This window comes from Chromohalobacter beijerinckii (genome assembly GCF_023061185.1).
Classification (GTDB): domain Bacteria; phylum Pseudomonadota; class Gammaproteobacteria; order Pseudomonadales; family Halomonadaceae; genus Chromohalobacter; species Chromohalobacter beijerinckii.
Window position 1 is genome coordinate 254,340 of record NZ_JAKGAK010000001.1, and the last position, 26,386, is coordinate 280,725.

24 protein-coding genes and 6 tRNA genes are annotated in these 26,386 nt (G+C 57.8%); 15 read left to right on the top strand and 15 right to left on the bottom strand.

The features are described 5' to 3' along the window. The first annotated feature begins 7 nt into the window (after positions 1 to 7). Positions 8 to 1,024, top strand: coding sequence for an isocitrate dehydrogenase (locus tag L1075_RS01125; RefSeq protein ID WP_246939276.1), 1,017 nt, complete (start codon positions 8 to 10; stop codon positions 1,022 to 1,024). 316 nt (positions 1,025 to 1,340) lie between these two features. Here the strand turns inward: L1075_RS01125 and L1075_RS01130 are convergent, their stop codons facing one another. Then, positions 1,341 to 2,537, bottom strand: coding sequence for an MFS transporter (locus L1075_RS01130; RefSeq protein ID WP_246939278.1), 1,197 nt, complete (start codon positions 2,535 to 2,537; stop codon positions 1,341 to 1,343). A 91-nt stretch (positions 2,538 to 2,628) separates the two neighbouring features. Between L1075_RS01130 and soxR the strand changes: the two genes are divergently transcribed. The 7 genes from soxR to L1075_RS01165 all read left to right on the top strand — a co-directional run bounded on the left by soxR (position 2,629) and on the right by L1075_RS01165 (position 10,577). Then, positions 2,629 to 3,060 carry a redox-sensitive transcriptional activator SoxR gene (soxR, locus tag L1075_RS01135; protein WP_246939280.1) on the top strand — a complete coding sequence of 144 codons (432 nt, stop codon included), beginning with the start codon at positions 2,629 to 2,631 and terminating at the stop codon, positions 3,058 to 3,060. A 440-nt stretch (positions 3,061 to 3,500) separates the two neighbouring features. After that, positions 3,501 to 5,015, top strand: coding sequence for a Na+/H+ antiporter NhaC family protein (locus L1075_RS01140; RefSeq protein ID WP_246939281.1), 1,515 nt, complete (start codon positions 3,501 to 3,503; stop codon positions 5,013 to 5,015). Between the two features lie 108 nt (positions 5,016 to 5,123). Beyond that, the gene (locus L1075_RS01145; RefSeq protein WP_246939283.1) at positions 5,124 to 6,878 is read left to right on the top strand and encodes a methyl-accepting chemotaxis protein; all 1,755 of its coding nucleotides are present in this window, start codon (positions 5,124 to 5,126) and stop codon (positions 6,876 to 6,878) included. 362 nt (positions 6,879 to 7,240) lie between these two features. Further along, positions 7,241 to 8,056, top strand: coding sequence for an ABC transporter ATP-binding protein (locus L1075_RS01150; RefSeq protein WP_246939286.1), 816 nt, complete (start codon positions 7,241 to 7,243; stop codon positions 8,054 to 8,056). After that, positions 8,053 to 8,760 carry an ABC transporter ATP-binding protein gene (locus L1075_RS01155; protein WP_246939289.1) on the top strand — a complete coding sequence of 236 codons (708 nt, stop codon included), beginning with the start codon at positions 8,053 to 8,055 and terminating at the stop codon, positions 8,758 to 8,760. The genes L1075_RS01150 and L1075_RS01155 overlap by 4 nt, the downstream gene beginning before the upstream one ends. 3 nt (positions 8,761 to 8,763) lie before the next feature. Then, entirely contained in the window at positions 8,764 to 9,633 is an 870-nt protein-coding gene (locus L1075_RS01160; protein WP_075368947.1) for a branched-chain amino acid ABC transporter permease, read from the top strand. Then, on the top strand, positions 9,633 to 10,577 hold the full coding sequence (locus L1075_RS01165) for a branched-chain amino acid ABC transporter permease (RefSeq protein WP_246939292.1): 945 nt from the start codon (positions 9,633 to 9,635) through the stop codon (positions 10,575 to 10,577). Before L1075_RS01160 ends, L1075_RS01165 begins: the two co-directional genes overlap by 1 nt. Positions 10,578 to 10,729: 152 nt before the next feature. Here the strand turns inward: L1075_RS01165 and L1075_RS01170 are convergent, their stop codons facing one another. Next, the gene (locus L1075_RS01170; RefSeq protein WP_246939295.1) at positions 10,730 to 11,944 is read right to left on the bottom strand and encodes an ABC transporter substrate-binding protein; all 1,215 of its coding nucleotides are present in this window, start codon (positions 11,942 to 11,944) and stop codon (positions 10,730 to 10,732) included. Between the two features lie 195 nt (positions 11,945 to 12,139). On the opposite strand from L1075_RS01170, the gene L1075_RS01175 reads away from it, so the two are divergent. The 3 genes from L1075_RS01175 to L1075_RS01185 all read left to right on the top strand — a co-directional run bounded on the left by L1075_RS01175 (position 12,140) and on the right by L1075_RS01185 (position 13,948). Next, positions 12,140 to 12,664, top strand: a complete 525-nt coding sequence (locus L1075_RS01175) for a cytochrome b (RefSeq protein WP_246939298.1) — start codon at positions 12,140 to 12,142, stop codon at positions 12,662 to 12,664. 207 nt (positions 12,665 to 12,871) lie between these two features. After that, positions 12,872 to 13,423, top strand: a complete 552-nt coding sequence (locus L1075_RS01180; RefSeq protein ID WP_246939301.1) for a type I restriction endonuclease — start codon at positions 12,872 to 12,874, stop codon at positions 13,421 to 13,423. 30 nt (positions 13,424 to 13,453) lie between these two features. After that, positions 13,454 to 13,948, top strand: coding sequence for a hypothetical protein (locus L1075_RS01185; protein ID WP_246939304.1), 495 nt, complete (start codon positions 13,454 to 13,456; stop codon positions 13,946 to 13,948). Between the two features lie 460 nt (positions 13,949 to 14,408). On the opposite strand, the gene L1075_RS01190 is transcribed toward L1075_RS01185, so the two are convergent. The 13 genes from L1075_RS01190 to L1075_RS01250 all read right to left on the bottom strand — a co-directional run bounded on the left by L1075_RS01190 (position 14,409) and on the right by L1075_RS01250 (position 22,097). Continuing rightward, entirely contained in the window at positions 14,409 to 16,424 is a 2,016-nt protein-coding gene (locus L1075_RS01190) for a hypothetical protein (protein ID WP_246939306.1), read from the bottom strand. A 26-nt stretch (positions 16,425 to 16,450) separates the two neighbouring features. Then, positions 16,451 to 16,924: a BRCT domain-containing protein gene (locus L1075_RS01195; protein WP_246939309.1), complete on the bottom strand. Its 474-nt coding sequence runs from the start codon at positions 16,922 to 16,924 to the stop codon at positions 16,451 to 16,453. Positions 16,925 to 17,397: 473 nt separating this feature from the next. Continuing rightward, a tRNA-Ser gene (locus tag L1075_RS01200) sits at positions 17,398 to 17,485 on the bottom strand. A 104-nt stretch (positions 17,486 to 17,589) separates the two neighbouring features. Next, on the bottom strand, positions 17,590 to 18,069 hold the full coding sequence (locus L1075_RS01205) for a YiiD C-terminal domain-containing protein (protein ID WP_246939502.1): 480 nt from the start codon (positions 18,067 to 18,069) through the stop codon (positions 17,590 to 17,592). 26 nt (positions 18,070 to 18,095) lie between these two features. Then, positions 18,096 to 18,656: a nitroreductase family protein gene (locus L1075_RS01210; RefSeq protein WP_246939312.1), complete on the bottom strand. Its 561-nt coding sequence runs from the start codon at positions 18,654 to 18,656 to the stop codon at positions 18,096 to 18,098. Positions 18,657 to 18,739: 83 nt separating this feature from the next. After that, entirely contained in the window at positions 18,740 to 19,573 is an 834-nt protein-coding gene (gene queF, locus L1075_RS01215) for an NADPH-dependent 7-cyano-7-deazaguanine reductase QueF (RefSeq protein ID WP_246939315.1), read from the bottom strand. A gap of 1 nt (position 19,574) precedes the next feature. Then, positions 19,575 to 20,348, bottom strand: coding sequence for an ABC transporter permease (locus L1075_RS01220; RefSeq protein ID WP_040243884.1), 774 nt, complete (start codon positions 20,346 to 20,348; stop codon positions 19,575 to 19,577). Continuing rightward, positions 20,345 to 21,307 (bottom strand): ABC transporter ATP-binding protein, encoded by a 963-nt coding sequence (locus tag L1075_RS01225; RefSeq protein ID WP_075370525.1) that lies wholly within the window; start codon positions 21,305 to 21,307, stop codon positions 20,345 to 20,347. Before L1075_RS01225 ends, L1075_RS01220 begins: the two co-directional genes overlap by 4 nt. A 127-nt stretch (positions 21,308 to 21,434) precedes the next feature. Next, positions 21,435 to 21,510: transfer RNA gene (locus L1075_RS01230), tRNA-Glu, on the bottom strand. Positions 21,511 to 21,654: 144 nt separating this feature from the next. Then, a tRNA-Gly gene (locus L1075_RS01235) sits at positions 21,655 to 21,729 on the bottom strand. 37 nt (positions 21,730 to 21,766) lie between these two features. Then, a tRNA-Glu gene (locus L1075_RS01240) sits at positions 21,767 to 21,842 on the bottom strand. Positions 21,843 to 21,923: 81 nt separating this feature from the next. After that, positions 21,924 to 21,998: transfer RNA gene (locus tag L1075_RS01245), tRNA-Gly, on the bottom strand. 23 nt (positions 21,999 to 22,021) lie between these two features. After that, positions 22,022 to 22,097 (bottom strand) — tRNA-Glu (locus L1075_RS01250). A gap of 218 nt (positions 22,098 to 22,315) precedes the next feature. Between L1075_RS01250 and msrB the strand changes: the two genes are divergently transcribed. From msrB to htpX, 4 genes are all read left to right on the top strand, one after another. Next, entirely contained in the window at positions 22,316 to 22,717 is a 402-nt protein-coding gene (gene msrB / locus L1075_RS01255) for a peptide-methionine (R)-S-oxide reductase MsrB (RefSeq protein WP_179000042.1), read from the top strand. Positions 22,718 to 22,846: 129 nt separating this feature from the next. Beyond that, complete coding sequence (gene ylqF / locus L1075_RS01260; RefSeq protein ID WP_040243889.1) at positions 22,847 to 23,803, top strand: ribosome biogenesis GTPase YlqF; 957 nt, start codon at positions 22,847 to 22,849, stop codon at positions 23,801 to 23,803. Between the two features lie 161 nt (positions 23,804 to 23,964). After that, on the top strand, positions 23,965 to 25,197 hold the full coding sequence (locus tag L1075_RS01265; RefSeq protein WP_040243891.1) for a pyridoxal phosphate-dependent aminotransferase: 1,233 nt from the start codon (positions 23,965 to 23,967) through the stop codon (positions 25,195 to 25,197). A 175-nt stretch (positions 25,198 to 25,372) separates the two neighbouring features. Then, positions 25,373 to 26,275: a protease HtpX gene (gene htpX, locus L1075_RS01270; protein ID WP_246939317.1), complete on the top strand. Its 903-nt coding sequence runs from the start codon at positions 25,373 to 25,375 to the stop codon at positions 26,273 to 26,275. Positions 26,276 to 26,386 lie beyond the last annotated feature (111 nt).

Sequence of the window (26,386 nt, forward strand, 5' to 3'; positions counted from 1 at the left end):
CATGACAATGAGTCAGACGATTGCAGTACTGAAGGGTGATGGTATAGGGCCCGAAATCATGGAAGCGACACTCAGCGTCCTGAATGCACTGGACTGTGGCCTGCAATATGAATTTCTGGATGCCGGGCTGACTGCGCAGGAAACGCATGGACAGCCGATGCCCGCTGAGACGATCGCGGCGATAAGAAAGCACCGCATAGCACTGAAAGGCCCCTTGACGACACCGATCGGTAGCGGAATATCGTCCCTGAATGTCCAGCTGCGCCGTGAATTCGATCTTTATGCCAATGTTCGCCCTGCGATCAGCTTCCCCGGTACTCGCTCACGCTATGACAATATTGACCTGATCACGGTACGCGAGAATACCGAGGGTGCGTATCTCTCCGACGGGCAGAGCCTCTCCGATGATGGCGAGACGGCACTCTCCAGCATCCGAGTGACTCGCCGGGGATCGGAGCGCATCGTGCGCCATGCCTTCGAACTGGCACATCAACGCAATCGAAAAAAAGTCACCGCCGTTCACAAGGCCAACATCATCAAGACCAGTTCCGGACTTTTCCTCGATGTCGCCCGTGAGGTAGCGAAAGAATATCCGGACATCGAGTTCCAGGAAATGATTGTCGATAACGCCTGTATGCAACTGGTGATGAACCCTCACCAGTTCGACGTTATCGTCACGACCAATCTGTTTGGTGACATCCTCTCGGATCTCTGTGCCGGACTGATCGGTGGCCTGGGGCTGGCACCGGGCGCGAACATTGGCACAGAAGCCGCTATTTTCGAGGCAGTGCATGGCTCGGCGCCGGATATCGCCGGGCAAAAGCTCGCCAATCCATGTGCACTACTATTGGCCGCCGCGGATATGCTCGATCACTTAGGCATGGTGGATAAAGGAGCCCGGATTCGTCGAACGATCCGGACGGTGCTAGAAACGGCTCGAGATCGAGTAACACCTGACATGGGCGGAACCGGGACCACCGATACCTTTGCCGAGGCTTTAGTCGCCCACCTGCATGACCGATAAGCCGCATGACTCTGAGAGCAGCTCCTGAGACATCCATTAGCCAAGGCTACTGGCATTCGGAGCCTGCATATAGCCTCGTTTATTCAATCTAATCAGCATCATACTTGCCGCGTCCGAGCCTTTCTCGAACTCAATGAGCGACAGCATGAAGCGGATGAGCAGCGAGCGAGTAATGGATGGCGAGGAGCGGTATCGCCGCGATTGAAGCTGCTGGCGCGACTTCACCGCTACGACACTCACCAGCACCGAGCCCCAGCTTAGCAAGAGAACTGGGGCATTAATGTGCTTGAGGCAATCGTAGTTTTGGAGGTCAACACTAATCAGAAACAGTGCGCAGATGTTGTGTGGCCTGGGATTTGTCGAAACGTAGGCACATCACTACCAAACCCAAAAAAATGGCTCCCAGTAAGAGCCATGCTTGTTCGAAACCGCCCATGAGATCTTTCAATAAACCAGCAACCACTGGTGAGGCTGACGCAATGAGATAACCGATCCCCTGCACCCAAGCCGCCAACTGACCAGCGAGCGTCGGCTCATCCGCATGGTCCATGGTGATAATCAAGCTCAATGGAAATAACCCGCCGATTCCCAGACCCAAGAGTGCCGTGGCTAACCAAGCCGTCGTAGCAGGCGCCATGCCCAGTAGTACGAAGCCGCCGACTGAAAGCAAGAGGACAAGGGTTAAAACGGGCCGGCGATCTCCCATACGCTGAGCCAAAGCAGGAAAGACAAGCCCTGCGATGACCTGAATAGCTGTAAGCCAACTAAGTGCCAAGCCAGCATGCGTTTCAGTCCAACCAAGATTCGTAAACGTCGGCGGTATCCATGCCAGCAAACAGGTATACCCCGCCGTCCCCAATCCAAAGAAGATCGCCAGCGACCAGAAACGGGGTAGCCGCGCCATGTCAGAAAAATTAACGTGCGCCCCACGGCTCTGACTGGGGGGAGGAAGTACACGAGTACGCATGCCCCACACGACTACGCCTGAAAAAGCCAATATCCCCCATATGGCTAACGCACTTTCCCAACCAAGGTAGTGGCTCACCATTGGTGAGATAGCTGAGGAAAGCGCTGCCCCACCCATGATGGCCGCGATATAAAATCCCATGAGTAGAGGTGTTTTCTCTCCCGCAGAATGCTTTATGAACGCGGGCAACACCGCTTGTATCAATGCTATTCCGATACCAGCCCCCAGCGCTGCCACCAATAAACCTATAAACCCTAGATCAAACCAATGAAGCGCATCCGACAGGGCAATCACGACTAATGCGATAGTCACAACCCCATTGAAACCAATTCGCTTTGTCATGGTTGCGCTTACAAAGCACCCTAAGCCCATGGCGATAACAGGTAATGTCGTCAATAGAGATACTTGCGTGAACGACAATCCAACGTCTCGCCGAATCGACTCAACTAGTGGCCCGATAGCCGCCATCGACGGCCTCAGGTTGAGTCCTACCAACACAATCAAGCATATGGTTCTTATCAGCGGTATCGGTGTCGTTTGCTGCATTGCGATGGCCTCGTTATCCATATCAATCATTGCTTTAAAAGAAGAACGAGGCTTACCCTACGACCTCAAGTTAACTTGAGGTCAAGGCATAATGGTAGATAAACGCATTGATCCTGAAAAAACGGCATTGAGCGTGGGAGACGTCGCCAAGCGAAGTGGGATTAAAGTCTCCACGGTGCACTACTACGATGCCGAGGGACTCATCACAAGTTGGCGCAACCACGGCAACCAGAGGCGTTTTTCTCGAGACGTTCTACGGCGCGTTGCATTAATCAAAATTGCACAACGTGTGGGCATCTCCCTCGAAGAGATACGGCAAGCACTAAGTGTGTTGCCGCACCACCGCACACCTTCCAAGAGCGATTGGCAGGCACTTTCCAACCAATGGCGCATATCACTCGACGATCAGATCGGCCGCTTGATGAAGCTCAGAAACCAGATGGATGAGTGTATCGGCTGCGGCTGCTTATCGTTGGGCCAGTGTCCATTGCGGAACCCCGGGGATATTCAGGCGCATGATTGAGGCACATATCCCGCCGGGCGCTGAAATTGGGCTGAACGAAGTCGAACAACGCAGCAAAATTGCTCTGGGGATACATCGCTGGCTACGGAGAGGCACCGGCCCCGAAGCTACTGAGCGGTATGTTCTACTCTAAAATTACCAACTGGTGGAAAACCCCATTTTCACGGAGCTCTCTGGCACCTGGGTGCCATCTTTAGAAAATGCATGATTCTCCATGACAACGGAGGTTACACCGACTCGAAACACCGCCGTCGTACGTTCAATCAAGAGACGCCGTCGCCTAATACGATAGGCGTAGAGCGCAGAGACACCGGATGATCGACGGTGAGCCGAGAGTACTGCTAAAACGGGAAGGACTAAAAAAGGAACATGACTGGATGTCGGCCTACTCGCCAACGCCAGCCTGTCACGCACCAGCCAACGATAAAGTGATAAATCGAATGGATGCTCTAATATCGCTCGCTCCCCCTATCGCCGCCGTCGTGCTGGCGCTGCTCACGCGCCGGGTCAACATTTCACTCTTCTTGAGCATTTTGCTGGGTGCCTGGATCGTTGCAGGCAATCCGATTGCCGCCGTCGGTCAGACGTTCGACTGGTTCGCGGAGGTGATGACCGATGAATGGAATGCGCGCTTTCTCGTGCTTGTCTCTTTGCTCGGCGCCGGCGCTGCCTTCATGCATACCACCGGTGGCTCTCAGGCCTTGGCCCAGTGGCTTTCCGGCAAGGTTTCCTCCTCGAGAGGTTCTCTACTTCTCACTTGGCTGCTCGGCGTCGTTATCTTTTTCAACGACTACGTCAATTCCGTCATCGTGGGGAATGCCTCGCGAGACCTGACGGCCAGGCACAACGTCTCGCGGGAAAAGCTAGCCTGGACCATCGACGCGACATCCGCGCCGATGGCGACGCTAGGCCCCGTCTCTGACTGGATCGGTTATCAGGTCTCGCTCATCGCCGGCGCGTTCGCCGTGCTCAGCTTGACCGGCGAACAACCTTACTGGGCCTTTCTGCAATCGATACCCTGGAATTTTTATGCCCTGCTGTGCCTCGCCTCGGTGCCCATGATCATCGTCATGGGCGACTTCGGCCCCATGAAACGCGCCGAGGGTCGCGCGCAAGAAACCGGCGAACTCGTCGCCCCTGGCGACAATCCGTTATCCAGCGTCGAAGAAGACCTGGGAGAGGTCCCTGAAGGCAGAGGACGCGTCTGGAACTTCTTGATCCCACTTGTGGTACTCATCGGTGTCGCTTGCTGGGCACTCTGGTTCACGGGCGGCGGCAGCGAAGGCAAGCCGCTGATGGAGGCCATCGCAGACACCGATGTCAGTGTCTCGCTGAGTTGGGCGGCGTTCGCGATGGTCTTCGTCGGGATCGTCATGGCGCTGCTTCAGCGCCAATCGCTGGAAGCTTGCGAGAACACCCTGCTGGCTGGCTTCAAGACCATGCTGCCGGCACTGGTCATCATGGTACTGGCCTGGTCGATCGGCACCGTCACCGGCGCGCTCGAAACCGGCGATCACGTCATCGCAGCGACGGAGAGCTGGCTATCGCCGACGCTCTTACCGATCCTCATTTTCGCCATCGCCATGGTGATATCCTTCTCGACCGGCAGTTCCTGGGGCGCCATGGCGATCCTGACGCCGATCGGGGTCCCCCTGGCATACAACATCGGCGACATGACGCTCGTGAGCATGGCAATCGGCGCCATCTTCTCCGGTTCGATTTTTGGCGATCACTGCTCGCCCATCTCGGACACGACAGTCATGGCCTCGATCTTCTCCGGCTCCGACCACGTCGCACACGTCAAAACCCAAATCCCCTATGCGCTCGTTCCGGCGTCCGTAAGCGCCCTGCTCTATCTGGGGACGATCGTCATTGCGTCTCCCTATATCTTGCTGGCTATCGGCCTGGTCCTGCAGGCCGTTGTCATCAAGCTCTTGGCCTCGAGACGCGCCTAGCGCGCAGAAGCAGACGTTGGGTTAACCAAAGTCGCATCCAGACGCTCTCTGATATGCCGATATGACAATGGCATGAAGCATTCACGCTGAGTACAGGAGGTCGTCTGGATGGCCACGACAAAACACGGGGCGCACCGCGGTAGTTCGTTAAGCCTGCAGGGCAAGGTCCTGCTGCTGGTACTCGTTCCACTGTTGTTTATGACTATGACGCTGATCGGGGTGGTCACCTACGATCTTGTCCAGGCATCACGCACCGCCCTGGCCGAGCAACGCGACATGTTGGTCGAGTCGCGTAAAGCCGCCGTACAGAACGTTATCGAGACTGCCAAGTCTGCCATTGCGCTGATCGTCGCCGAGGCCGGTCCCAACGATGCCGAAGCCAAGGCCCGCGCCAAGGAGATCCTCAGTAGCATGCGTTTCGACGGCAACAACTACGTCTTCGTCTACGACTACCAGGGGACCACGCTGGTGCAGCCGTTGAAGCCGGAGAGCATCGGCAAGAACGCCATCGAGACCCAGGACAAGCATGGCAATCTGTTGATTAGCGACATGATCGAACTCGCCAAGCAGGGTGGCGGTCATTATCAGTATGCCTGGCCACATCCGGACAGCGGCGAGATCGAAACCAAGTATTCCTACGCTACCGGGATCGACAAGTGGAACTGGATGCTGGGCGCCGGCACTTATGTAACCGGAATCGACGAGGCCATGGTCGCTGTCGAGGCTACTCAAGCAGCCGAACTGCGCAGAGTTTTGATCGCTACCGTACTGATCGGCGCAGCCATTTTCGTCATCGTTGCCCTCATCGCCTATTGGCTGATCCGGCGCACCATCCAGCCCATCCGTCGCACCGCTCATGCTATGCGAGACATCGCCCAAGGCAAGGGTGACCTGACCCGGCGACTCGAAATTGAAAGTCGCGACGAAGTCGGCGAACTGGCGACCCAATTCAATGCCTTCGTGGCACGCATGCAAGAGACCCTTCGCGAGGTGCGCGCCAGTACCGCACAGGTCTCTCACTCCTCGGACGAGATCGCCCGCAGTAGCGAAGAATTGGCAACACGTACCGACCAGGCTGCCGCCAACCTGCAGGAAACCTCGGCGTCGATGGAAGAGATTACCTCCACCGTCACGCATAGCGCCGAATCGGCCCAGCAGGCCAATCAGCTGGCCCAAACCACGGCCGACGTGGCGCGCCGCGGCGAAGCCTCGATGAGCCAGGTCGAGCGCACCATGAGCGACATCAACGACTCGGCGACCAAGATCGGCGAGATCATCACCATGATCGACTCGATCGCCTTCCAGACCAATATTCTGGCACTCAACGCCTCGGTAGAAGCGGCCCGCGCCGGCGAGCACGGCCGCGGCTTTGCCGTAGTCGCAGAAGAAGTACGCACCCTCGCCAGCCGCTCCAGCGAGGCCTCACGGGAGATACGCGAATTGATCGACACCTCCGTGACATACACCCGCTCGGGCACCGAACTAGTTCGTAATGCGGGCGAAACCATGCAAGAGATCGTCACCAGCGTAGCCCGCGTCACCGATGTGATCGGTGAGATCAGTGCGGGCGCGCGGGAGCAAAGCAGTGGCATCAGCCAAGTCAATGTCGCGGTGACGGAAATGGATACCATGACCCAGCAGAACGCCAGCATGGTCCAGCATACCTCCGCCAGCGCCGACGCCATGCGCGAACACGCCCAGCGTCTGAGCCGGTTGATCAACGGCTTCGTACTCGGCGAAGACGAGGAATCGGCGACATCCCGCCCATCTGATTCACAGCCGGCGGGATACTCGGCACCGGAACGACGCGAGCGAAGCAAGTCGCCGGTACCCAGCGAGGGGGATGACTGGGAAGCGTTCTAGATGCTTGAGCTGAATATCGGATAAACCGCCTGTCAACGGCCCGGGGTACCCTCGATGCATTCGGGCGGGTAATTTTGTGGCCTCGTTGTGGCTCCTCTACGGTGGACCAGTACCGGCACGATGCAGGCATGACGTCGATATCAAGAGCCTGATAGACTCGATTGTATCACTGCGTGACAAAAATCATTGCGTGATGCTTTGGCCGACGCCCCTGTGCGTCGCGCTGTAAGGTATGGCGACGACCCACGTCGCACTATCGATCCGTGAAAAGCGTTGCCGGTCAAGGCAGGCGAAGTGCACTGCCCGCCCGCTGATGTCCGCGCGCACACAACCACAACAAAACGCTTACGAGGCATTCTTCCTTGATTCGAATCGACAACGTCTCCAAGGCGTTCGGCGGCTTGCAGGCGGTACGGAGCGTTTCCTTCGAGGTTACGCAGGGCAGCATCACCGGTCTGATCGGCCCTAACGGGGCCGGCAAGAGCACGCTGTTCAATATCGTCGCCGGACTCTTCCCCCCTTCCAGCGGTCATGTGCTACTCGATGGCCAAGACATCACCGGGCTGCCGCCACACAAACTCTTCCATCGCGGCCTGGTGCGCACGTTTCAGATTCCGCATGAATTCTCACGCATGACGGTACGCGAGAACCTGATGGTGGTGCCGCCCGACCAGAGCGGCGAGAACCTGTTCAAGACCTGGCTGCGCTGGGGACGGGTCAAGCAGCAGGACAGCGAGGTGCTGGACCGCGTCGACGACGTGCTCAAGTTCCTAGAGATCACCCACGTCGCCGACGAGCTGGCCGGCAACCTCTCGGGCGGGCAGAAGAAGCTGCTCGACCTGGGCCGCACGATGATGACCGACGCCAAGGTGGTACTGCTTGATGAACCCGGCGCCGGCGTCAATCGCACCCTACTCGGCAAGATCCGCGAAGCGATCCTGCGACTCAATCGCGAACGCGGCTACACCTTCTGCGTCATCGAGCACGACATGGACCTGATCTCGGCACTCTGCGAGCCGGTCCATGTGATGGCCAACGGCGAGCTCATCGCCTCCGGCTCGATGGAAACGCTGCGTCAGAACGAAGAGGTCCGCGAGGCTTATCTGGGCGGCGGTGCCAGCGGCCAGATGGGCGACAAGACCCGTCAACCTGCCAAGGACGAAGGAGAGCCATCATGAGTAGCCTGCTCGAAGCCAAGGGCCTCTATGGCGGCTATGGCGGCGCCGACATCCTTCAGGGCACCAACCTGCGCGTGGAGGCCGACGAGATCGTGGTCATCGTCGGCCCCAACGGCGCCGGTAAGTCCACCGCCATGAAGGCAGTGTTCGGTCTGCTGCGCATACGCGAAGGCGAAGTTCGCTACCGCAATGAGACGATCACCAACGCCAAACCCGAACAGATGGTTCGCCGCGGCATCGCCTATGTACCTCAGGAAAAGAACGTCTTTCCGTCGCTGACGGTGCGCGAGAATCTCGAGATGGGCGCCTATCTGATGAAGGGCGACCTGTCCCAGCGCCTCGACAAGGTCTACACGCTGTTTCCCAAGCTTGCCGAGCGGCGCCGCCAGCAGGCCGGACTGATGTCCGGCGGCGAGCGCCAGATGGTCGCCATGGGCCGCGCGCTGATGATCGACCCGCAGTTGTTGATGCTCGACGAACCCACCGCCGGCCTCTCGCCGCTGCTGATCGATGAAACCTTCGAGCGCATTCAGGAAATAAATGCCCAGGGCATCGGCGTACTGATGGTCGAGCAGAACGCCAAGCAGGCACTCGCCATCGCCAACCGGGGCTACGTGCTGGCCACAGGTAGCAACCGCCACGAAGACACCGGCCCCAATCTGTTGGCCAACCCGGAAGTCGCCGAAATGTTCCTGGGAGGCTGAACCATGACCGATATCTTGCAACTTCTCATCTACGGCCTGGTATTGGGCAGCGTCCTGACCATGGGTGCGATCGGCGTGTCGATGATCTTCGGCATCCTGCGCTTCGCGCACTTCGCGCATGGCGACTTCATGACCCTGGGCGCCTACCTCGGCTTGTCCTTCATCTCGGCCTTCGGCCTGAGTTCGTGGTGGGCGCTGCCCGCGGCGATGGTCGGCATGGCGGTGATCGCGGTATTCATCGACCAGGTGCTTTATCGACGCATCCGGCGTACCCAGCCAGTGATTCTGCTGATCGCCTCGTTCGGCATGGCGTTGATCCTGCGTAGCCTAGTGCAGCTGATCTGGGGGTCCGACAACCAGACCTACACCTCGGGCATCCAGTTTCCGTGGCAACTCGACTGGCTGGGCGGCATGCGGCTCAAGCCCGATCATCTATGGATCATGCTGATCTCGCTGGGTCTGGTCGCCGGCGTGCATCTGTTCCTGACGCGCACCCGGCTGGGCAAGGCGATGCGCGCGATGTCCGACAACATGGACCTGGCACTGATCTCGGGGATTCCCGCCGAGCGCGTGATCATGGTCACCTGGGTGATCGGCGGTGCGCTAGCAGGCGCGGCCGGCGTGTTCCTGGGCATCGACACGCGCCTGCATCCGGTGATGGGCTGGACCACTCTACTGCCGGTGTTCGCGGCAGCGATTCTCGGCGGCATCGGCCGACCCTACGGCGCCATTGCCGGCGGCATGATCATCGGCGTGTCGATGGAGATGTCGACGCTGCTGATTCCCGCCGCCTACAAGCCCGCCGTGGCCTTCGCGATCATGGTCGGCATGCTCATCCTGCGTCCGCAGGGCATCTTCAAGGGGACTGTGTGATGGAACTCTCCGGCATCGCCTCGTACCTGATCTCGTTTCTGACCTTCGCCGGCGTCTACGCCGTCCTCGCGCTGGGCCTCAACATGCAGTGGGGCTTCACCGGTCAGTTCAACATCGGCATCGCCGGCTTCTTCGCGGTCGGCGCCTACACCAGCGCGATCCTCACCACGCCGTCGAGCCCTGCCTACCTGGGCGGCTTCGGCATGCCATTCCTGGTTGGCCTGGCCGGCGCAGTCATCGCCTCGACGCTGCTCGGCCTGGTCGTCGGCCTGATCACCGCGCGGCTGCGCACCGACTACCTCGCCATCGCCTCGATCGGCATCGCCGAGATGGTCCGCCTGTTCGTCAAGAACGAGGATTGGTTGACCAACGGCGTACGCGGCATCGCCGGTATCGAGCGACCGTTCGCCGACACCGTGCTGGATAGCCCGTTCGTTTATCTAGTGATCGTGGCACTATTCGTCGCCGGGGTATATTTCCTGGTCGAGCGCGCCTACGCCTCGCCCTGGGGCCGCGTGCTGCGCGCCATCCGCGAGAATGAGCCGGCCACCGCGGCGGCCGGCAAGTCGATAGCCGGCTTCCGGCTGCAGGCATTCGTGCTGGGTTCGGCGATCATGGGCCTGGGTGGCGGGCTCTATGCCCACTTCTTCGGCTTTCTCAGCCCCGAGGCGTTCATGCCGCTATACGGCACCTTCCTGGTCTGGGTGATGCTGATCGCCGGTGGCAGCGGCAACAATCGCGGCGCGATTCTCGGCGCCGTCCTGGTATGGGGCGTATGGTCAGGCACCGAGTTGCTCACCGGCTTGTTACCCACCGAGCATGCTACCCAGGGCGCGGCCCTGCGCGTGTTGCTGATCGGGGTACTGCTGCAGGTGATCCTGGTCACTCGGCCCGAAGGGGTATTCCCCGAGAAACCACCCAAGCTGATCACCAGAAAGCGCTAAGCACCCGCGCCGGTGACGCTCTACCGGCTTCACCCTATACTTTCCACTGTAATGTCAGTAACGACAACGCCCGGCCTAGGCCGGGCGTTGCGTGAGTAGAGCTGAAAAGGTCGTCGCGTCGGCCAGATACTTCCCGACCGCCTGACGAGCGATTACTTCTTGGGCTCGAAGATCCGCTCGGTCACCACTTCACCATCCTTGAACGTCCACTCGCCGAAGGTCCCCGGCACGTCACCGTTATCGTCGAAGTTGACCGAACCGGACGCACCTTCGTAATCGATTTCCTTGCCTTCCTCGAGCAGCTTGGCGGCTTTCTCGAACTCACCCGGACCGACCTGCTCGCCCGGCGGATTGGCCACCGAGCGCAGTTGGTCGCGAATCGTCACGCTATCGGTGGAACCCGCTGCCTGAGCCGCCAGCGACAGCAGATAGAAGGCGTCGTAGGCGGTATCCAAATAGGGCTTGGGAGGCAGCGAGCCGTATTCGCTCTCATAGGCACTGCTGAAATGCTGGGCGCCCGGGGAGTCGTCGCGGGCCTGCGGCACGGTACCCACCGAGCCTTCGAGGTATTGAGCGCCCAGGTTCTCGACCAGTTCAGGGGCCTTCATGCCATCGGTGAACACGAAATTCTGGAAGAAACCGCCCTCCAGAGACTGACGCAAGATGGTCTGGCCGTTTTCCGGATACCCGACCAGGACCAGCGCCTCCGCATCGTCGCTGGCAGCCTGCTGCAGTTCGCCGCGATAAGCCGCCTGGCCCTGCTCGTAGGCTACCGTTGAGGAGACCGTGCCACCCGCTTTTTCGAAGGCCTGGGTGAAAGCCTCAGCCAGCCCTTTGCCGTAGTCGTTGTTGATATAGATGATGCTGACATTGTCGTAGCCCTTCTCCTGAGTCACCTCGGAGAGCGCTATACCCTGAAAGGCGTCCGACGGCACAGTCCGGAACAGGAAGTCGTCGTCATCCAGCGAGGTAATGACCGGCGAAGTCGAGGCGCTGCTGATCTGGGGTATCTGCTCGCCCTTGGAAACGCTCTGCGCCACGGGGATGGTCACCCCACTGGAGAGCGCGCCCATGATCGCGTTGACGCCCTCGACGTTGACCAGCTTCTGGGCCGCGGCAACACCCGGCTGCGGCGAGGTCTGAGTATCACCACTGCTGATCGCGACATCTTCGCCGAGTACGCCGCCGGCGGCATTGATCTCCTTGGCTGCGAGTTGCGTAGCCTTGAGCGCGGGTTCGCCATAGCTTTGCAGGTCGCCGGTCAGCGGCACCAGCACACCGATCTTGAGCGGCTCGGCCATGGCAGAAAGACTGGTGGCCAAGGCCACCGCGGAAATAGCACCGATAAGCGGTTTCTTGACGGTCATTGCAGAAGACTCCTTGTGCAGACCTTAATTGTTGATTGATCGGCGGGTATGACCCTTCATTTTGCTATCAACCCGACGTCCAGCATAAGCGGATCGCTGACATTAGACAAAGCACTGCGAAGAGAGAACATCGATGAGGAAATTTTAATCCAAAGATGAGAATATGAAATATTCTCGTTTATGCGGATCTACGTCATGTTGCGTGACTCACCCGGCCACTACGGCAGCATCACACGATGCCTGCACTGGCTCATCGCGATTCTGGTCATCCTTCAGCTGACCAGCTCGTTTCTCAACATCCTGTGGGAGGGAAACGTCTACAGTCAGGCTGTCGTGCAGTGGCACACGACCATCGGCGTCGGCATTCTCGCTTTGATGGCCATACGCACGCTGTGGGCTATCTCGCAACTCAGGCACCGGCCGGAGCACCGTGGCGCACTTCAAAAGGCGGCGATATGGGGGCACGCGCTGATGTATCTGGTGCTGTTGCTGATGCCGCTCTCGGGCATGGCATTCACTTGGGGGCTAGGCTACGGCGTGTATGTCTTCGGCACGGCATATTGGACCGATGCCGATGTGCCCTGGGCCGCCGCGTTCGGCCAACTCCATGCACCACTTTCCTGGCTCCTCTCTGCGTTGGTGACCGGGCATATCGTCATGGCTGGCTATCACCGGTTGATTCGGCGTGACGACACGCTACATCGGATGCTCGGGCGCTAGGCGTTCACGGTGTCGTACCATCTAGCGCCCCTTGACGGCCCACTTCCCTGCCGCTGCTCGATCACCGGCCGGGCTTGGCCGCCTGAATAGAACAGCAAGGGAGTCGATAGGACGAAGTCTCATTTGACTTTGGTCTTTTGGTAAACTCAGGAAACTTCGCGTAATGTAAGTTTACCTATACACCAAAAACTAAACACAGGGGGCATCATGGACTTGAGCGAGAAGCTTTATGGCATCGCACGTCGTGGTGAAGAACAGGTCGAACACATCAAGAACGAGGAAGCGACCAAGACGGCTTTAGTACTCCCCTTCATCAACTCGCTTGGATACGATCCCTTCGATACCCGAGAGGTAGTACCAGAATTCACGGAGGATGTAGGCACCAAGAAGGGTGAAAAGGTCGATTACGCCATTCGTGCAGATGGCAACATTTCGATCCTCATGGAATGCAAACCCTTGGGCACCAATCTCGCCAACGTCCAGTACAACCAGCTCTATCGTTACTTTTCTTGCACGGATGCCAAATTCGCCATCTTGACGAACGGCTTTGAATACCGCTTCTATTCTGACCTGGACTCCGAGAACAAGCTGGACACGCGCCCCTTTTTCACTTTCGACCTAGAAGACTTTAACGAACAGGATATCGACGAGCTTCAGAAATTTACCAAGCCCAATTTTGATGTTGATGCCATTCTCAGTACGGCCAACCGGCTCAAGTACACCAACCTTGCCAAACAGGCCATTGGTGAGGTCTTCTGAGACACACCGGAAGAATTCGTCAAGTTCGTAGTGGGCAAGATCTACGAGGGTCGCCAGACACGGCAAGTGGTCGAAGAATTCACGCCGATCATCAAGGAAGCAGGCAAGCTCTATATCAAAGAGCAAGTCGCCCAGCGACTACGTGGCGCTCTGGCCAGCAACGATATCGATGCGCCCCACCCTACCTCGACTCCCGAAAGTTCGTCGCAAGAGCCCGAGCCTGATGATGATGGAATCATCACTACCCAAGAAGAAATCGATGCCTATAACATCGTACGATCACTGCTCGCAGAACAGGTCGATGTCAGCCGTATAGCCATGCGCGATGCGAAGTCCTACTGCGCAGTGCTCCTCGACGACAACAACCGCAAGCCCATTTGCCGCTTCCACTTCAACGCGAAATCAGTCAAACGGGTAGGCTTCTTCAACGACAAACAAGAAAGCCGCATCGATATAGACTCCGTCAGCGACCTCTTTCAGCACAAAGATCAACTGAAAACGACTGTGAGCGAATATCTCGACTAACAGGCCCGTAGCCCTGAATCATCTGGGGACCGTGAAGCCTCCATTGTCATGCGCGGGCCGATCGTCTCGCGGATTATGCTGACCTCCTGCTCAGGAGGTCAGCATAATCCATGTCATATGTCTCCCTACTCAACTGCACTGAAATTAAAATCTATGACAGTCAATCTGGAAAATTACTAATAAGTCGATAAGTTTCGTCGAGCTGCACGAGCGGAAGGCCAGCGCGAACGCGACCACAAGCTGATGGCCGCCCTAGACTAGCTCAATGGGAAGATGGACAAAGGCACTGGCGCCTGGGCGTGCCGCTCGCCGCGGTGGACCACTCAATGGAAGGAGATCAGAAAGGTCAGAATTTGAATGCTCTTCCCTGCCTACAGAACCGTAATCTTTATAGATAAAGGCCGAGGGTCGACTCAAACAAGACTGACTATAGACTTCATCGCAACGAATAAAAACCTTATCAACCCAAAACGGCTTTACGGTATTCTGAAAGACTGTAAAAAAAATTCATCATATCATTAGACCCAACTTCTTCATAAGAAATCTCCTCGGTCCTAACAACAATTTTTCCTGAGGACACAGGAAAAAACTCTATGTGACTAGACAAGTACCTTTTACCAAGCTTAACCTGATATGGAGTGCTCAGGAAAAACAAAAAATCTTCTACACTAGGCGTATTTGACGACCACTGAGAGTAGACTTCCACATCACCGACCGCAAAATTACCACTTACACCCCTGCCATTAAAAAACCTAATTATGGCTGGCATATCTATAACATAAGTATCATCAAGCGGTTCATCGAGAGCAAAAGGCATACCATTAACAATACAAGGAATAATCTCCTGCACGTCACTCACACTACCAAAATTCTTCTCAATAATATCGGGATACTTCTTCAAAGCACCACACAATCTAGCAACCTGTTCCTGATGCTCAAAAAAATCATCTCGCATATTTCTAGATAAAATCGGGTCATTCGCCACAGACCTATTCTTGCACTCAAAAACAAATACCTTATCACCCCACTTCACAACCACATCATATTCATAAATCTCCCCTTTCCTTTTTTCTTTTATTTTTTTCGGACCAAGACCCATTCTAGAAAAAACAGAAAACAAATTTTCCTCAAGGGCATCCCCTTTCCTTGAGAGCCTCTCCTTATTTCTTGTTACATTCGATACTACTAATTCATGCAAGATTGCATCTTTCAGAGAGGGAACGTAAACCAAGTAATCATCCCCGAACTTTATAACAGGAGTATCATAGAGATCGATTGACCCCTTTCCAAAGAGCACATTATCTAAAAACGTTTCAGCAACCCCTTTCAACATCCCCTTTCTTGTAAAAACATCTAAAAGATCGCGTTTTTTCAACATAGGGAAGAGTGACTCAGAATCCCCGTCCACAAAAGAATTTTTGGCAAAATCCTGTAATGCAGCATACCCATCCAGCCACTGCCGAAGAGTCAAGCCTAGACATTTATTCCTTTCATCATCGACAGCTAGAGACAAAACCCTCTCAATAACCAACTTATTAGAGAGAACGCCTATCTCATACTCACTGAGATTCTTATTATTGTTGCGAAAAAACTCAAGCGCCCCAAAATATATTTCTTTTGTCAGCTGCCTCAGCCTATTCCTTGCTATAACTTCATACTCCCTCCAACCATACGGCGCATATACATCTAAATGCTCATCAACTTTATCTTTATGTTCATCAGGAACATCTTTGTTATCCGGGCTATAAACCCATTCCCGATCACAGTGCCTGATATCTTTTTGCACATCATCAAAACGCTTCCAAGCCATTGCATTTAAATTCAACGCACTTATTTTAAAAAGAGAATCTTCTCCAGGGCAAACAAAATCACCAAAATCAAAACACTCTCCGACCAACTTTTTCTCCAGATGGCCGGTGCTTTTTAAAACCAGAAAAACTGATTCAAGCAAGGCCCATATAGCCGCATCAGGGTCAACTCTATTTCCAACAGAGTCCTCAATTAAATACGACCTCTGAGTATCTATAAAACCATCCTCTGTTCTTCCTTTGAGAACCTCCTCCCTTGCTCTTCGAGTGATTTCGAGATAATCCTCACCACCTCTAACCAAAGAAGAGGATACAATCTCTTCGACGCTCATCTCCTTCGCAGCTTCGGTCTGGTATCTCCACTCTTTTAATTTAATAAAGTACCTATTCACCAACCTCAATATCCCAGCTCGGTTTGTAAAAACTCCCGACCAAAAATCCCCGGCCTCTTCACAAAGAAAACGACCCAACTCATTAATAAAATCCACAACCCAAGAAAACTTATCGGAGTCACCATCTTTTACAACCAATGACTCATTGCGCAAAACTCCGTCCAAAAAGGCGTCAAAACCTTTGGCATGGTAATATTTTTTGGCCGCATCCAAAGAAGCACTCAAACTACAAGAGGGAGATATTTTCTCAAACTTTAAAGACTTAGACTTCCCCACAAAAAACTCCAAAACTTAATAAAAAATCACTCCGGCATTTCTCCAGTTTCCAACAACCACACCAGGTCAGCCTCATCCAATACAGCGACACCCTGACCCTGCGCCTTGCGTAACTTAGTTGGGCCAGCATTGGGACCGGCACACACAAAGCTCAGCTCTTTGCTGACTGTTTTGCGTAAACGCATGCCTGCCTCACTGGCATACCCTTCCAACGCTGTACGGCGAGCCTTGGGAAAGCCAGTGAAGAGGATTTCCAGCGAGGGAGACAAAGTAATCGTTGAAGGATCTTGCTGGGGAGCTAGATGAGTTGGGCGCTGCATGTCGACGAGTGGATCAGGATCGGTGAGAACCTCGACGATGCGGTCTCGGCGAAACGTTTTAAACCGGCTATCGGATGAGCATATACCTTTGAGTTGCCAACCATCGTCTGCCCACTGAGCCACTTCACGCGTCGAGACATTGCCCTTCGCGTCCTCATAGACGAAGCGCACGACATCCATAGCTTTCCCTTACAGTACCTAGGCCCTCTTAAGGGGCTTTTACACTGGCTTACTGTAAGACTGTATAACAGCAAATGCAGAAATGCAGTTATGCCTTCAAAAAAATTTTGCCAATCCTGACCCGACACCGGCCCAGGATCTCCACGTCCTGCATCTCGTCGGGCTTGATCATCTCTTTACCGTAAGCGTGGTTGTCGCTGATCAGCAGCCAGGCGCCACCGGCAACGCACTGTATGATTAACACTAGGCTAGCCCTGAAGAGCCAGATGCACGCATCCACCTACCACTACCCAGCACTCAAAACACTTAGGAAACACTACCGAAAGCCACAGTCGCTGTCATTCCTAAATGAGCGGGTATGCGACCAAACGGGGATGGGTAAGACGAGGTTAGGAACTCAAGAAGTGCGGGGTGGCCCTTCCGAAAGACAGGCACAAAAAAGCCGCTGATGGCTCAGCGGCTTTTTTAAATTCTGGCGGAGGGGGAGGGATTCGAACCCTCGAAGCCTTTCGACTTACGCGCTTTCCAGGCGCGCTCCTTCGACCACTCGGACACCCCTCCGCAAATTTTCGTCCCGTCGGGCGGCGTTGCATGTCCGTCAGAACGGCGCACATACTATCGAGCTAAGTGCTGTTTTGCAAGCGATTTTCCGTTTCGGCGAGGAATCACTTGAGTACCGCGTAACTGCCTTGAGCTTCCATGCAGAGGGTGTCGCCACAGTAGACGCGCTGAACGAGTTTGATGCGCCCTCTCCCCTTCTCCGCCAGCGAGGCCTCTAGCCGGTCAATGCCGTCCGCTTCGAGAGGGAAACACTGCATGTGATAGTCCGTGGTGACGGGGGCGAGAAAACGCTGCTGGCCTTCGGCGATCACCACGTCTTGCGCCCTGCCCCGGGCGCGTAGCCATAGCGTCGTCCAGCACCAGCCGAGCAAGGTGGTTTCGCCGGCGAGCGCGCCGCCGAAGCCGGTGCCCTTGTCATTGAGGTTGGCATCCAGCGCGATTTGCCAGTGGAGCGTCGTCGCGTCCCAGGCGGGCGAGTGAATACCGTAATGCGCGACCTGCGGGATCGCCTCGCGCAACCAGGCGAGAAAGCTCTCGAGGTCATCTCCGTCGCTCGCCTCGGGCAACGGCAAGCGGGGGTGCATCACCCCCGGACGGCGTGGCGTAGCGTTCACGACCAGCGCTCGACGAAGTCACTCGGATCGCGTTCGGGCAGCGGCTTGTGGCGCCCGCCCATCTGACCGAGGTACAGAAAGCCGACCAGTTCGTCGTCTTCGGCGAGGCCAAGGCCTTCACGCACCGTGGGGTCGAAGGCGTAGTGGCCGGTGCGCCACATGGCGCCCAGGCCTTGCGCCTGCGCCGCGAGCAGGATGCCATGCGCCGCGCAGCCGGCGGAAAGCAGCTGTTCGATACGCGGCACCTTGGGATGATCGGGCGTGACCTTGGCGATCACCGCAATGAGCATCGGTGCACGCTTAGGCTTCTTGCGCGCGGCATCCAGGTGGCCGTCGTCGATGTGCGGATTGAGACGCTGCTCGGCCTTGGCGTACAGCTCGCCCAGCCGGTCGAGCCCTTCCCCGGAGAACTCGATGAACCGCCATGGCGTCAGGGCGTCGTGATCGGGCGCGCGCAAGGCGGCACGATACAGCGCGTCCAGTTGATCGCGGTCGGGGGCGGGCGCGGCCAGTTTCCCCATCGAGCTGCGCTCATGCAGTAAGGTCATGGCATCCATGAACATCTCCTTGGCCGTCTGAATAGGGTAATGATGTGCGGCCGAAGCCGCCTGCATTCAATGCATGGCGTCGAGTTACACGCTCACTGACGCGCCAGGCGGAGTGGCGTGGGCGGCCGCTCGCCGGGCGTACCCCGCCAGGGGCTGATATCCAGCCCGCCCCGCCTCACGTAGCGCGCCATGACCAGCAGCCGCTCGGGCTTGGCACGCGCCATGAGGTCAACGAACAGGTGCTCGACGCAGTGCTCGTGAAAGTCCTGATACTGCCGGTAGGAGATCAGGTACTTCAGCAAGGCCTCGCGCGCAAGCCGAGGGCCGCGATAGCGAATCAGCACGCTGCCCCAGTCGGGCTGGCCGGTCACCGGGCAGTTGGACTTGAGCAGGTGCGAGTACAGCATTTCGTCGACGATCTCTTCGCCGACTTCGATCAGGTCGGGGGTTGGCGTGTAGTGCTCGATGCTCACGTCGAGATCGTCCAGGCACTCGCCGGGCAGCGCTCGGGGCATCAGGGCATCGTCCTCGACGCCGAACAGGGCCACCGCTACCGGCGCGCCCGCCGCCTGGGCCAGGTCACGCTCGAGTGTCTCGGCCACCGCCTCGCGGCTGTCGAAGCGCGTCTGATTGAAGCTGTTGAGGTACAGCTTCCAGGACTTCGACTCGATCAGCGAGGGCGAGTCGGCGGGCAGCCGGAACCGGGCCACGGCGACGATCGGCTTCCCCTTTGCGTCGAGCCAGGAAAGCTCGAAGGCGTGCCACTCGTCCTCGCCCTCGAACGGCAGCGCGGCATCATCGAGCCCCAGCGGCGCGCGGTTGGCCTGCCGGGGAATGGGAAACAGCAGGCCGGCGTCGTAGTGCTCGGGATACGCAGACTCACGCCCCAGCGGCGCATGCGCGAGGGTCTCGTCACGTTCGCTCATGTCAGCTTCGGATCCCCTTGCCACGGTCGAGCATCCACAGTCCCACCGCGAAGAACACAACGATGAATACGGCGATGGCCACCAGCGCTCCGCCGACCGGGATGTCCGAAACGCCGAGAATGCCGTAACGGAAGGCGTTCACCATGTACAGGATGGGATTGACCATCGACACGCCCTGCCAGAAAGCCGGCAGCATGTGGATCGAGTAGAACACCCCGCCCAGATACGTCAGCGGCGTCAGCACGAAGATCGGCACGATCGAGATGTCGTCGAACTTGTGCGCCACCAGCGCGTTGATGAAACCGCCGATGGAGAACAGCAACGCCGTCATGATCACCACCCCGATGGTCACCCAGGGATGGTGAATCGAGAGGTCGGTGAAGAACATCGATACCACGGTGACGATCAAGCCCACGGCCAGGCCGCGCGATGCACCGCCGACTACGAAACCGGCAAGAATCACCCAGTTGGGCATCGGCGAGACCATCATCTCCTCGACGCTGCGCTGGAACTTGTTGGAGAAGAAACTCGAGGCCACGTTGGAATAGCTGTTGGTGATCACCGCCATCATGATCAGGCCGGGCACGATGTAATCGATGTAGTCGATATCGTCCATGGGCCCGATGCGCGAGCCGATCAGGTTACCGAAGATGATGAAGTACATGGTCATGGTGATCGAAGGCGGCAGCAGCGTCTGCGGCCAGATGCGCATGTAGCGGCGCACCTCCTTGGTCACCAGGGTCCAAAGCGCGATCCAGGTCTGCCAGGCATTCATGAGCGCACCTCCACCTTGTCGGTGGATCGGCCGCTTTCGGCGTTGGCGTGTTCGACCATCGACACGAACATTTCCTCCAGGCGGTTGGCGCGGTTGCGCATCGAGACGATTTCGAAGCCCTGCGCAGAGAATTGCTCGAAAGCATCGTTGAGCCGCTGTCCTCGCTCGACCGACAGCGCCAATTGCGTGGCGTCGACACGTTCCACGCTGAAGCCTTCCAGTTCTGGCGCGGTCTCGACCGGCCGGGCCAGATCGAGCAGGAAGGTCTCGGTGTTGAGCTGGGCCAGCAGGTCACGCACGCTGGTGTTCTGGACGATATCGCCGTGATTGATGATGGCGATGTTACGGCACAGGCTCTCGGCTTCTTCCAGATAATGCGTGGTGAGGATGATGGTGGTGCCTTCACGATTGATGCGCTTCATGAATTCCCACATGCTACGGCGCAACTCGATATCCACCCCGGCGGTCGGCTCGTCGAGAATTAGAAGCCGAGGGCGGTGGATCAAGGCACGCGCGATCATCAGGCGGCGCTTCATGCCACCGGAGAGCATGCGCGCACTCCCCTTGCGCTTGTCCCACAGGCCGAGATCACGCAGCAGCTGTTCGGCGCGGGGCTTGGCCTCGCGCATCGGCATGCCGTAATAGCCCGCCTGGGTCAGGACGATGTCCTCGACCTTCTCGAACTGGTTGAAGTTGAATTCCTGCGGCACCACACCGAGGTGATACTTGGCCTTGGCGAAGTCGCGGTCGATATCGATACCGAACACGCTCACGCTGCCACCAGTCTTCTGTACCAGGGATGATACGACCCCTAGCGTGGTGGACTTGCCCGCCCCGTTGGGACCGAGAAGCGCAAAAAAGTCGCCTTCGGCGACGTCGAGATCGATGCCCTTGAGGGCATGGAAGCCATTACCGTAGACCTTGGTCAGCCCGCGGATGGACAGTGCTGGTTCTGCCATCTGGCGCACCCAATTCTTGATATTCGAAAGAAACCTTGCAAAGACAGCAGACAATGCGGGCAAATCGAGAAAAATCAATGTCTCGAACGCCGCACTAAGTGGCAAGGCATATTATAAGCAAACGAAGTGGCGTCCCATAGGGGGTTCGAACCCCTGTTACTGCCGTGAAAGGGCAGTGTCCTAGACCACTAGACGAATGGGACGTATCGAGATAGGAGGAGTTGTATCTTGCTACCAAACTTGGAGCGGGAAAGGAGATCGACGGGGCTGCCGTCAGCCGGGCTGGCGTTCCATTGGACCGGCACACCGGATCACGACCCATGCTACCTATCGGATACAACCAAATTTGGAGCGGGAAAGGAGATTCGAACTCCCGACCCTCGCCTTGGCAAGGCGATGCTCTACCGCTGAGCTATTCCCGCATCACAAAACACTGGTACTACGACCACAAGCTGGAAGTGGCGTCCCATAGGGGGTTTGAACCCCTGTTACTGCCGTGAAAGGGCAGTGTCCTAGACCGCTAGACGAATGGGACGCATTTTGGAGCGAGGAAGGAGATCGATCGGACTGGCGTTCTAGCTCCCGACCCATACTGCCTATCCAATACTACCAAATTTGGAGCGGGAAAGGAGATTCGAACTCCCGACCCTCGCCTTGGCAAGGCGATGCTCTACCGCTGAGCTATTCCCGCATTTCCAGCCACACGAGGTGAGTTGGCGTCCCATAGGGGGTTCGAACCCCTGTTACTGCCGTGAAAGGGCAGTGTCCTAGGCCACTAGACGAATGGGACGTGTCGTCACTCGCCTCGTCGAGGTGCGGCGTATATTACTGGGCACCCTCGCGGGTGTCAACCCTCTGTCTGAACACCCTTTTCTTGTCGCTGCCATGCCCCCATATTGTGGACCAAGTCGCGCCCACTGTAGTAAACGCCGTGACATCCCTCATGCGTTACAAGGACTCTCGGCATCGGCATGGCGCATCACAGTATCTTCAAAGCAGGAGGCGGCAATGAGCGAGAAAACGCATAAAAGCGAGCAAGAGTGGCGGCAGCAGTTAACGCCCGAGCAGTACCGCGTGACGCGCGAGAAAGGCACCGAGCGCCCTTTCACCGGCGATCACCAGGTCTCCGCCGAACAAGGCATTTACCACTGCATCTGTTGCGGCGCCCCGCTCTTCGAAAACGAGCATAAGTTCGATTCCGGATGCGGCTGGCCAAGCTTCGACCGACCGCTGGCCGATGCTGGCGTCGAGGAGCATTTGGACACCTCTCACGGCATGCGCCGCGTCGAGGTCACGTGCCGGCGCTGCGACGCACATCTGGGACACGTATTCCCCGACGGTCCGCAGGAGACCACCGGGCAACGTTATTGCATCAACTCGGTATCGCTCGACTTCCACCCCGGCGAGTAATTTATCGCAAGAGAGTCATTCACCTGGAGAGTCCTTCACCTGGAGAGTGATTCATCACGGCCGCCGCTCTGCTAGCGGGCTTCGCTCTGCTACCATAGGCGGCCGTTTGTTCGAGCTGGAGTAAAGACGATGCTGGGTTGGTATCCCGGACACATGCACAAGGCCCGCCGTCAGATAACGGAGGCGCTACCGGAAATCGACGTGGTACTCGAAGTTCTCGATGCCCGCCTGCCCTACTCCAGCGCCAACCCCATGCTGGCCGAGTTGACCGAGCACAAACCAGTGCTCAAGGTACTCTCGCGCGCCGACTTGGCCGACCCCGAGCAGACTGAGCGCTGGGTAGAACACTTCAACGCCCAGCCCGATATCCGCGCTCTGGCGGTCACCACCACCCAATCGCGAGAGTTGAAGCGCATCCCCGCGCTGTGCCACGAGCTCGCCGGTCATGTGCGCGCCGATCGCGATGTGCGCGTGATGGTGATGGGCATCCCCAATGTCGGCAAATCGACGCTGATCAACGGCCTGGCCGGCAAGAAGCTCGCCAAGACCGGCAACGAGCCGGCCGTTACCAAGCGCCAGCAGAAGATACGCCTGGATGGCCGCGTCGCGCTGATCGACACCCCCGGCGTGCTATGGCCGAAGATCGAAGACCAGGCCAGCGCCTATCGCCTGGCAGCCAGCGGCGCGATTCGCGATACCGCCATGGAATATAGCGATGTCGCCATCGTCGCCGCCGCCGAGCTGGCCAAGCGCTACCCGGATGCCCTCAAGGCGCGTTACAAGCTCAAAACGTTGCCTGCCTACACCCCCAATCCGGATGCCGGCAGCGTCGAAGCCGACGGGCCACCGCATCGCGACCTGCTGGCGCTGGCTGGCTTCGATGGCCAAGCCATCGTCGAGGCCATCGCCGGCAAACGGGGCGGCTTGCGCGCCGGCGGCGTCGTCGACATGCACCGCGGTGCCGAAGTGCTGCTGCACGAGCTGCGCGATGGCAAGCTCGGGCGTCTGACGCTAGAAACACCGGACGACATCCCTGTGCCCGAGGAAAACGATCCCTCCCTGGACGAGTCACCCTCCTCGGCCTGAACAGCCAAGCTTTTACCCTTCTACTTCAATCGCCTATTCCGATGCGGGCCATTTGCGTGGCCCGCGCGCCACGGTATGCTAGGAAACGGCGCGGCAGCCCGCCCCGAACGGTACGGAAACACCGCCTCCACCCCACCGGCTGCGCAGCAAACGGAAGCCTCATGGATACCGACACGCCCATTCGGAAATCGCACAAGCTCGATAACGTCTGTTACGACATTCGCGGCCCGGTACTCGACCACGCCAAGCGGCTCGAAGACGAAGGCCAGCGCATCCTCAAGCTCAACATCGGCAATCCCGCATCCTTCGGTTTCGAAGCCCCTGAAGAGATTCTTCAGGATGTGATGCGCAACCTGCCGACGGCCCAGGGCTACTGCGATTCCAAGGGACTTTATTCGGCGCGCAAGGCGATCATGCAGGAATGCCAGCGCAAGAACATTCCCGATGTCAGCGTCGAAGATGTGTTCGTCGGTAACGGCGTCTCCGAGCTGATCGCCATGGCCATGCAGGCACTGCTCGACGACGGCGACGAGGTACTGATCCCCGCGCCCGACTATCCACTGTGGACGGCGTCGGCCAACCTCTCTGGCGGGCGGCCGGTGCATTACCTGTGCGATGAACAGGCCGACTGGGCGCCGGACTTGAACGATGTACGCGACAAGATCACCGCACGCACCAAGGCCATCGTCATCATCAATCCTAACAACCCCACCGGCGCCGTCTATCCGCCGGAAGTGGTCAAGGAACTGTTGGCGATCGCGCGGCGCCACGGCCTGGTAGTGTTCTCCGACGAGATCTACGACAAGATCCTCTACGACGACGCCGAGCATGTCTCCACCGGCGCACTGGCCGACGACGACCAACTCGTGGTGACGCTCAATGGGCTGTCCAAGAGCTATCGCTGCGCCGGGTTTCGCAGCGGCTGGATGATTCTCTCCGGGAATCGCGGCAAGCAGCGCGCCGACGACTTCATTCAGGGCCTCAACATGCTGGCCTCCATGCGTCTGTGCGCCAACGTACCCGCGCAACACGCCATCCAGACAGCACTCGGCGGCTATCAATCGATCAACGACCTGGTGCTACCCGGTGGGCGTCTGCTTGCCCAGCGCGACATTACCTATGACAAGCTCAACGCCATTCCCGGCGTCAGTTGCGTCAAGCCCAAGGGGGCGCTGTACGCCTTTCCGCGCCTCGACCCCGAGGTCTTCAACATTCAGGACGATCAGAAGTTGGTGCTCGACCTGCTCTTGCAGGAAAAAATCCTGCTGGTCCAGGGCACGGCCTTCAACTGGCCGTCCCCCGATCATGTGCGCATCGTTACCCTGCCCTGGGCCGACCAGCTCGATGATGCCCTGGACCGCTTCGCCAACTTCCTGTCACGTTACCGCCAATAACACGCTATCGCCAATGACCTAGCGCTTCGCCCGAGCCATGCCGGCTCGGGCCGACTCATCGCTCTTTCAACGATTCTCGACGTTGCGGCTTGAAACCCGGGGCAAGACGCCGTATCTAATGCTCAACAAGAATCGATATGCCTATTGCTGTCTCACTGATTGAGGGAACCGACCGATGATGCGAATCCTGCTGTTTCTGGCGACCAACCTGGCCGTGGTGATCGTGGCCAGCATCACCCTGCGAATACTCGGGGTGGAGCCCTATCTCAACGCCAACGGGCTCAACATGAACAGCCTGTTGATCTTCTGCTTCGTGATCGGCATGGCCGGCTCGCTGGTATCGCTGTTCATCTCCAAGTGGATGGCGAAGATGAGCACCAAGGCCAAGGTGATCGAGCAGCCCAGCAACTCGACCGAGCAGTGGCTACTCGACACCGTCGGCGAGCTGGCCCGGGATGCGGGTATCAAGATGCCCGAAGTGGCGATCTTTCCCGCGCAGCAGTCCAACGCGTTCGCGACGGGCTGGAACAAGAACGATGCGCTGGTCGCCGTTTCCTCCGGGCTGCTCGAGCGCATGCGCCCCGAGGAAACGCGCGCAGTGCTGGCGCACGAGATCGGTCACGTCGCCAATGGCGACATGGTGACGCTGGCGCTCATTCAGGGCGTGCTCAACACCTTCGTGATGTTCTTCGCGCGCATCGTCGCGCAACTGGTGGATAGCTTCCTGCGCCGCGACGACGATGGCGGCGGCTTGGGCTTTTTCGGCTACATGGCGGTCGTGATCGTGGCCGAAATCGTCTTCGGCCTGGTGGCCTCGATGGTGGTGGCCTGGTTCTCGCGTTTTCGCGAATACCGCGCCGATGCCGCCGGTGCCAAGCTCGCCGGCAGCGGCGCGATGATCAATGCCCTGGGACGTCTCAAGGCCGAAACGCAGATGCCGGATCAGATGCCGGATACGCTGACGGCCTTCGCCATCACCTCCGGGCAGACGCGCAAACTCATGGAGCGCCTGTTTTCCAGCCATCCGCCGCTGGATGACCGCATCCGTGCTCTCAAGGAAAGCGCCTACCGCGAATAATCGCGGCATATAGCGGCACAACGTAAAACACCCACCGGCCCTGAATTTCATCAAAAGGTCGGTGGGTGTTTTCGTTTTGGCGCGCCGTATGATGCCACGCCTCTTAAACTT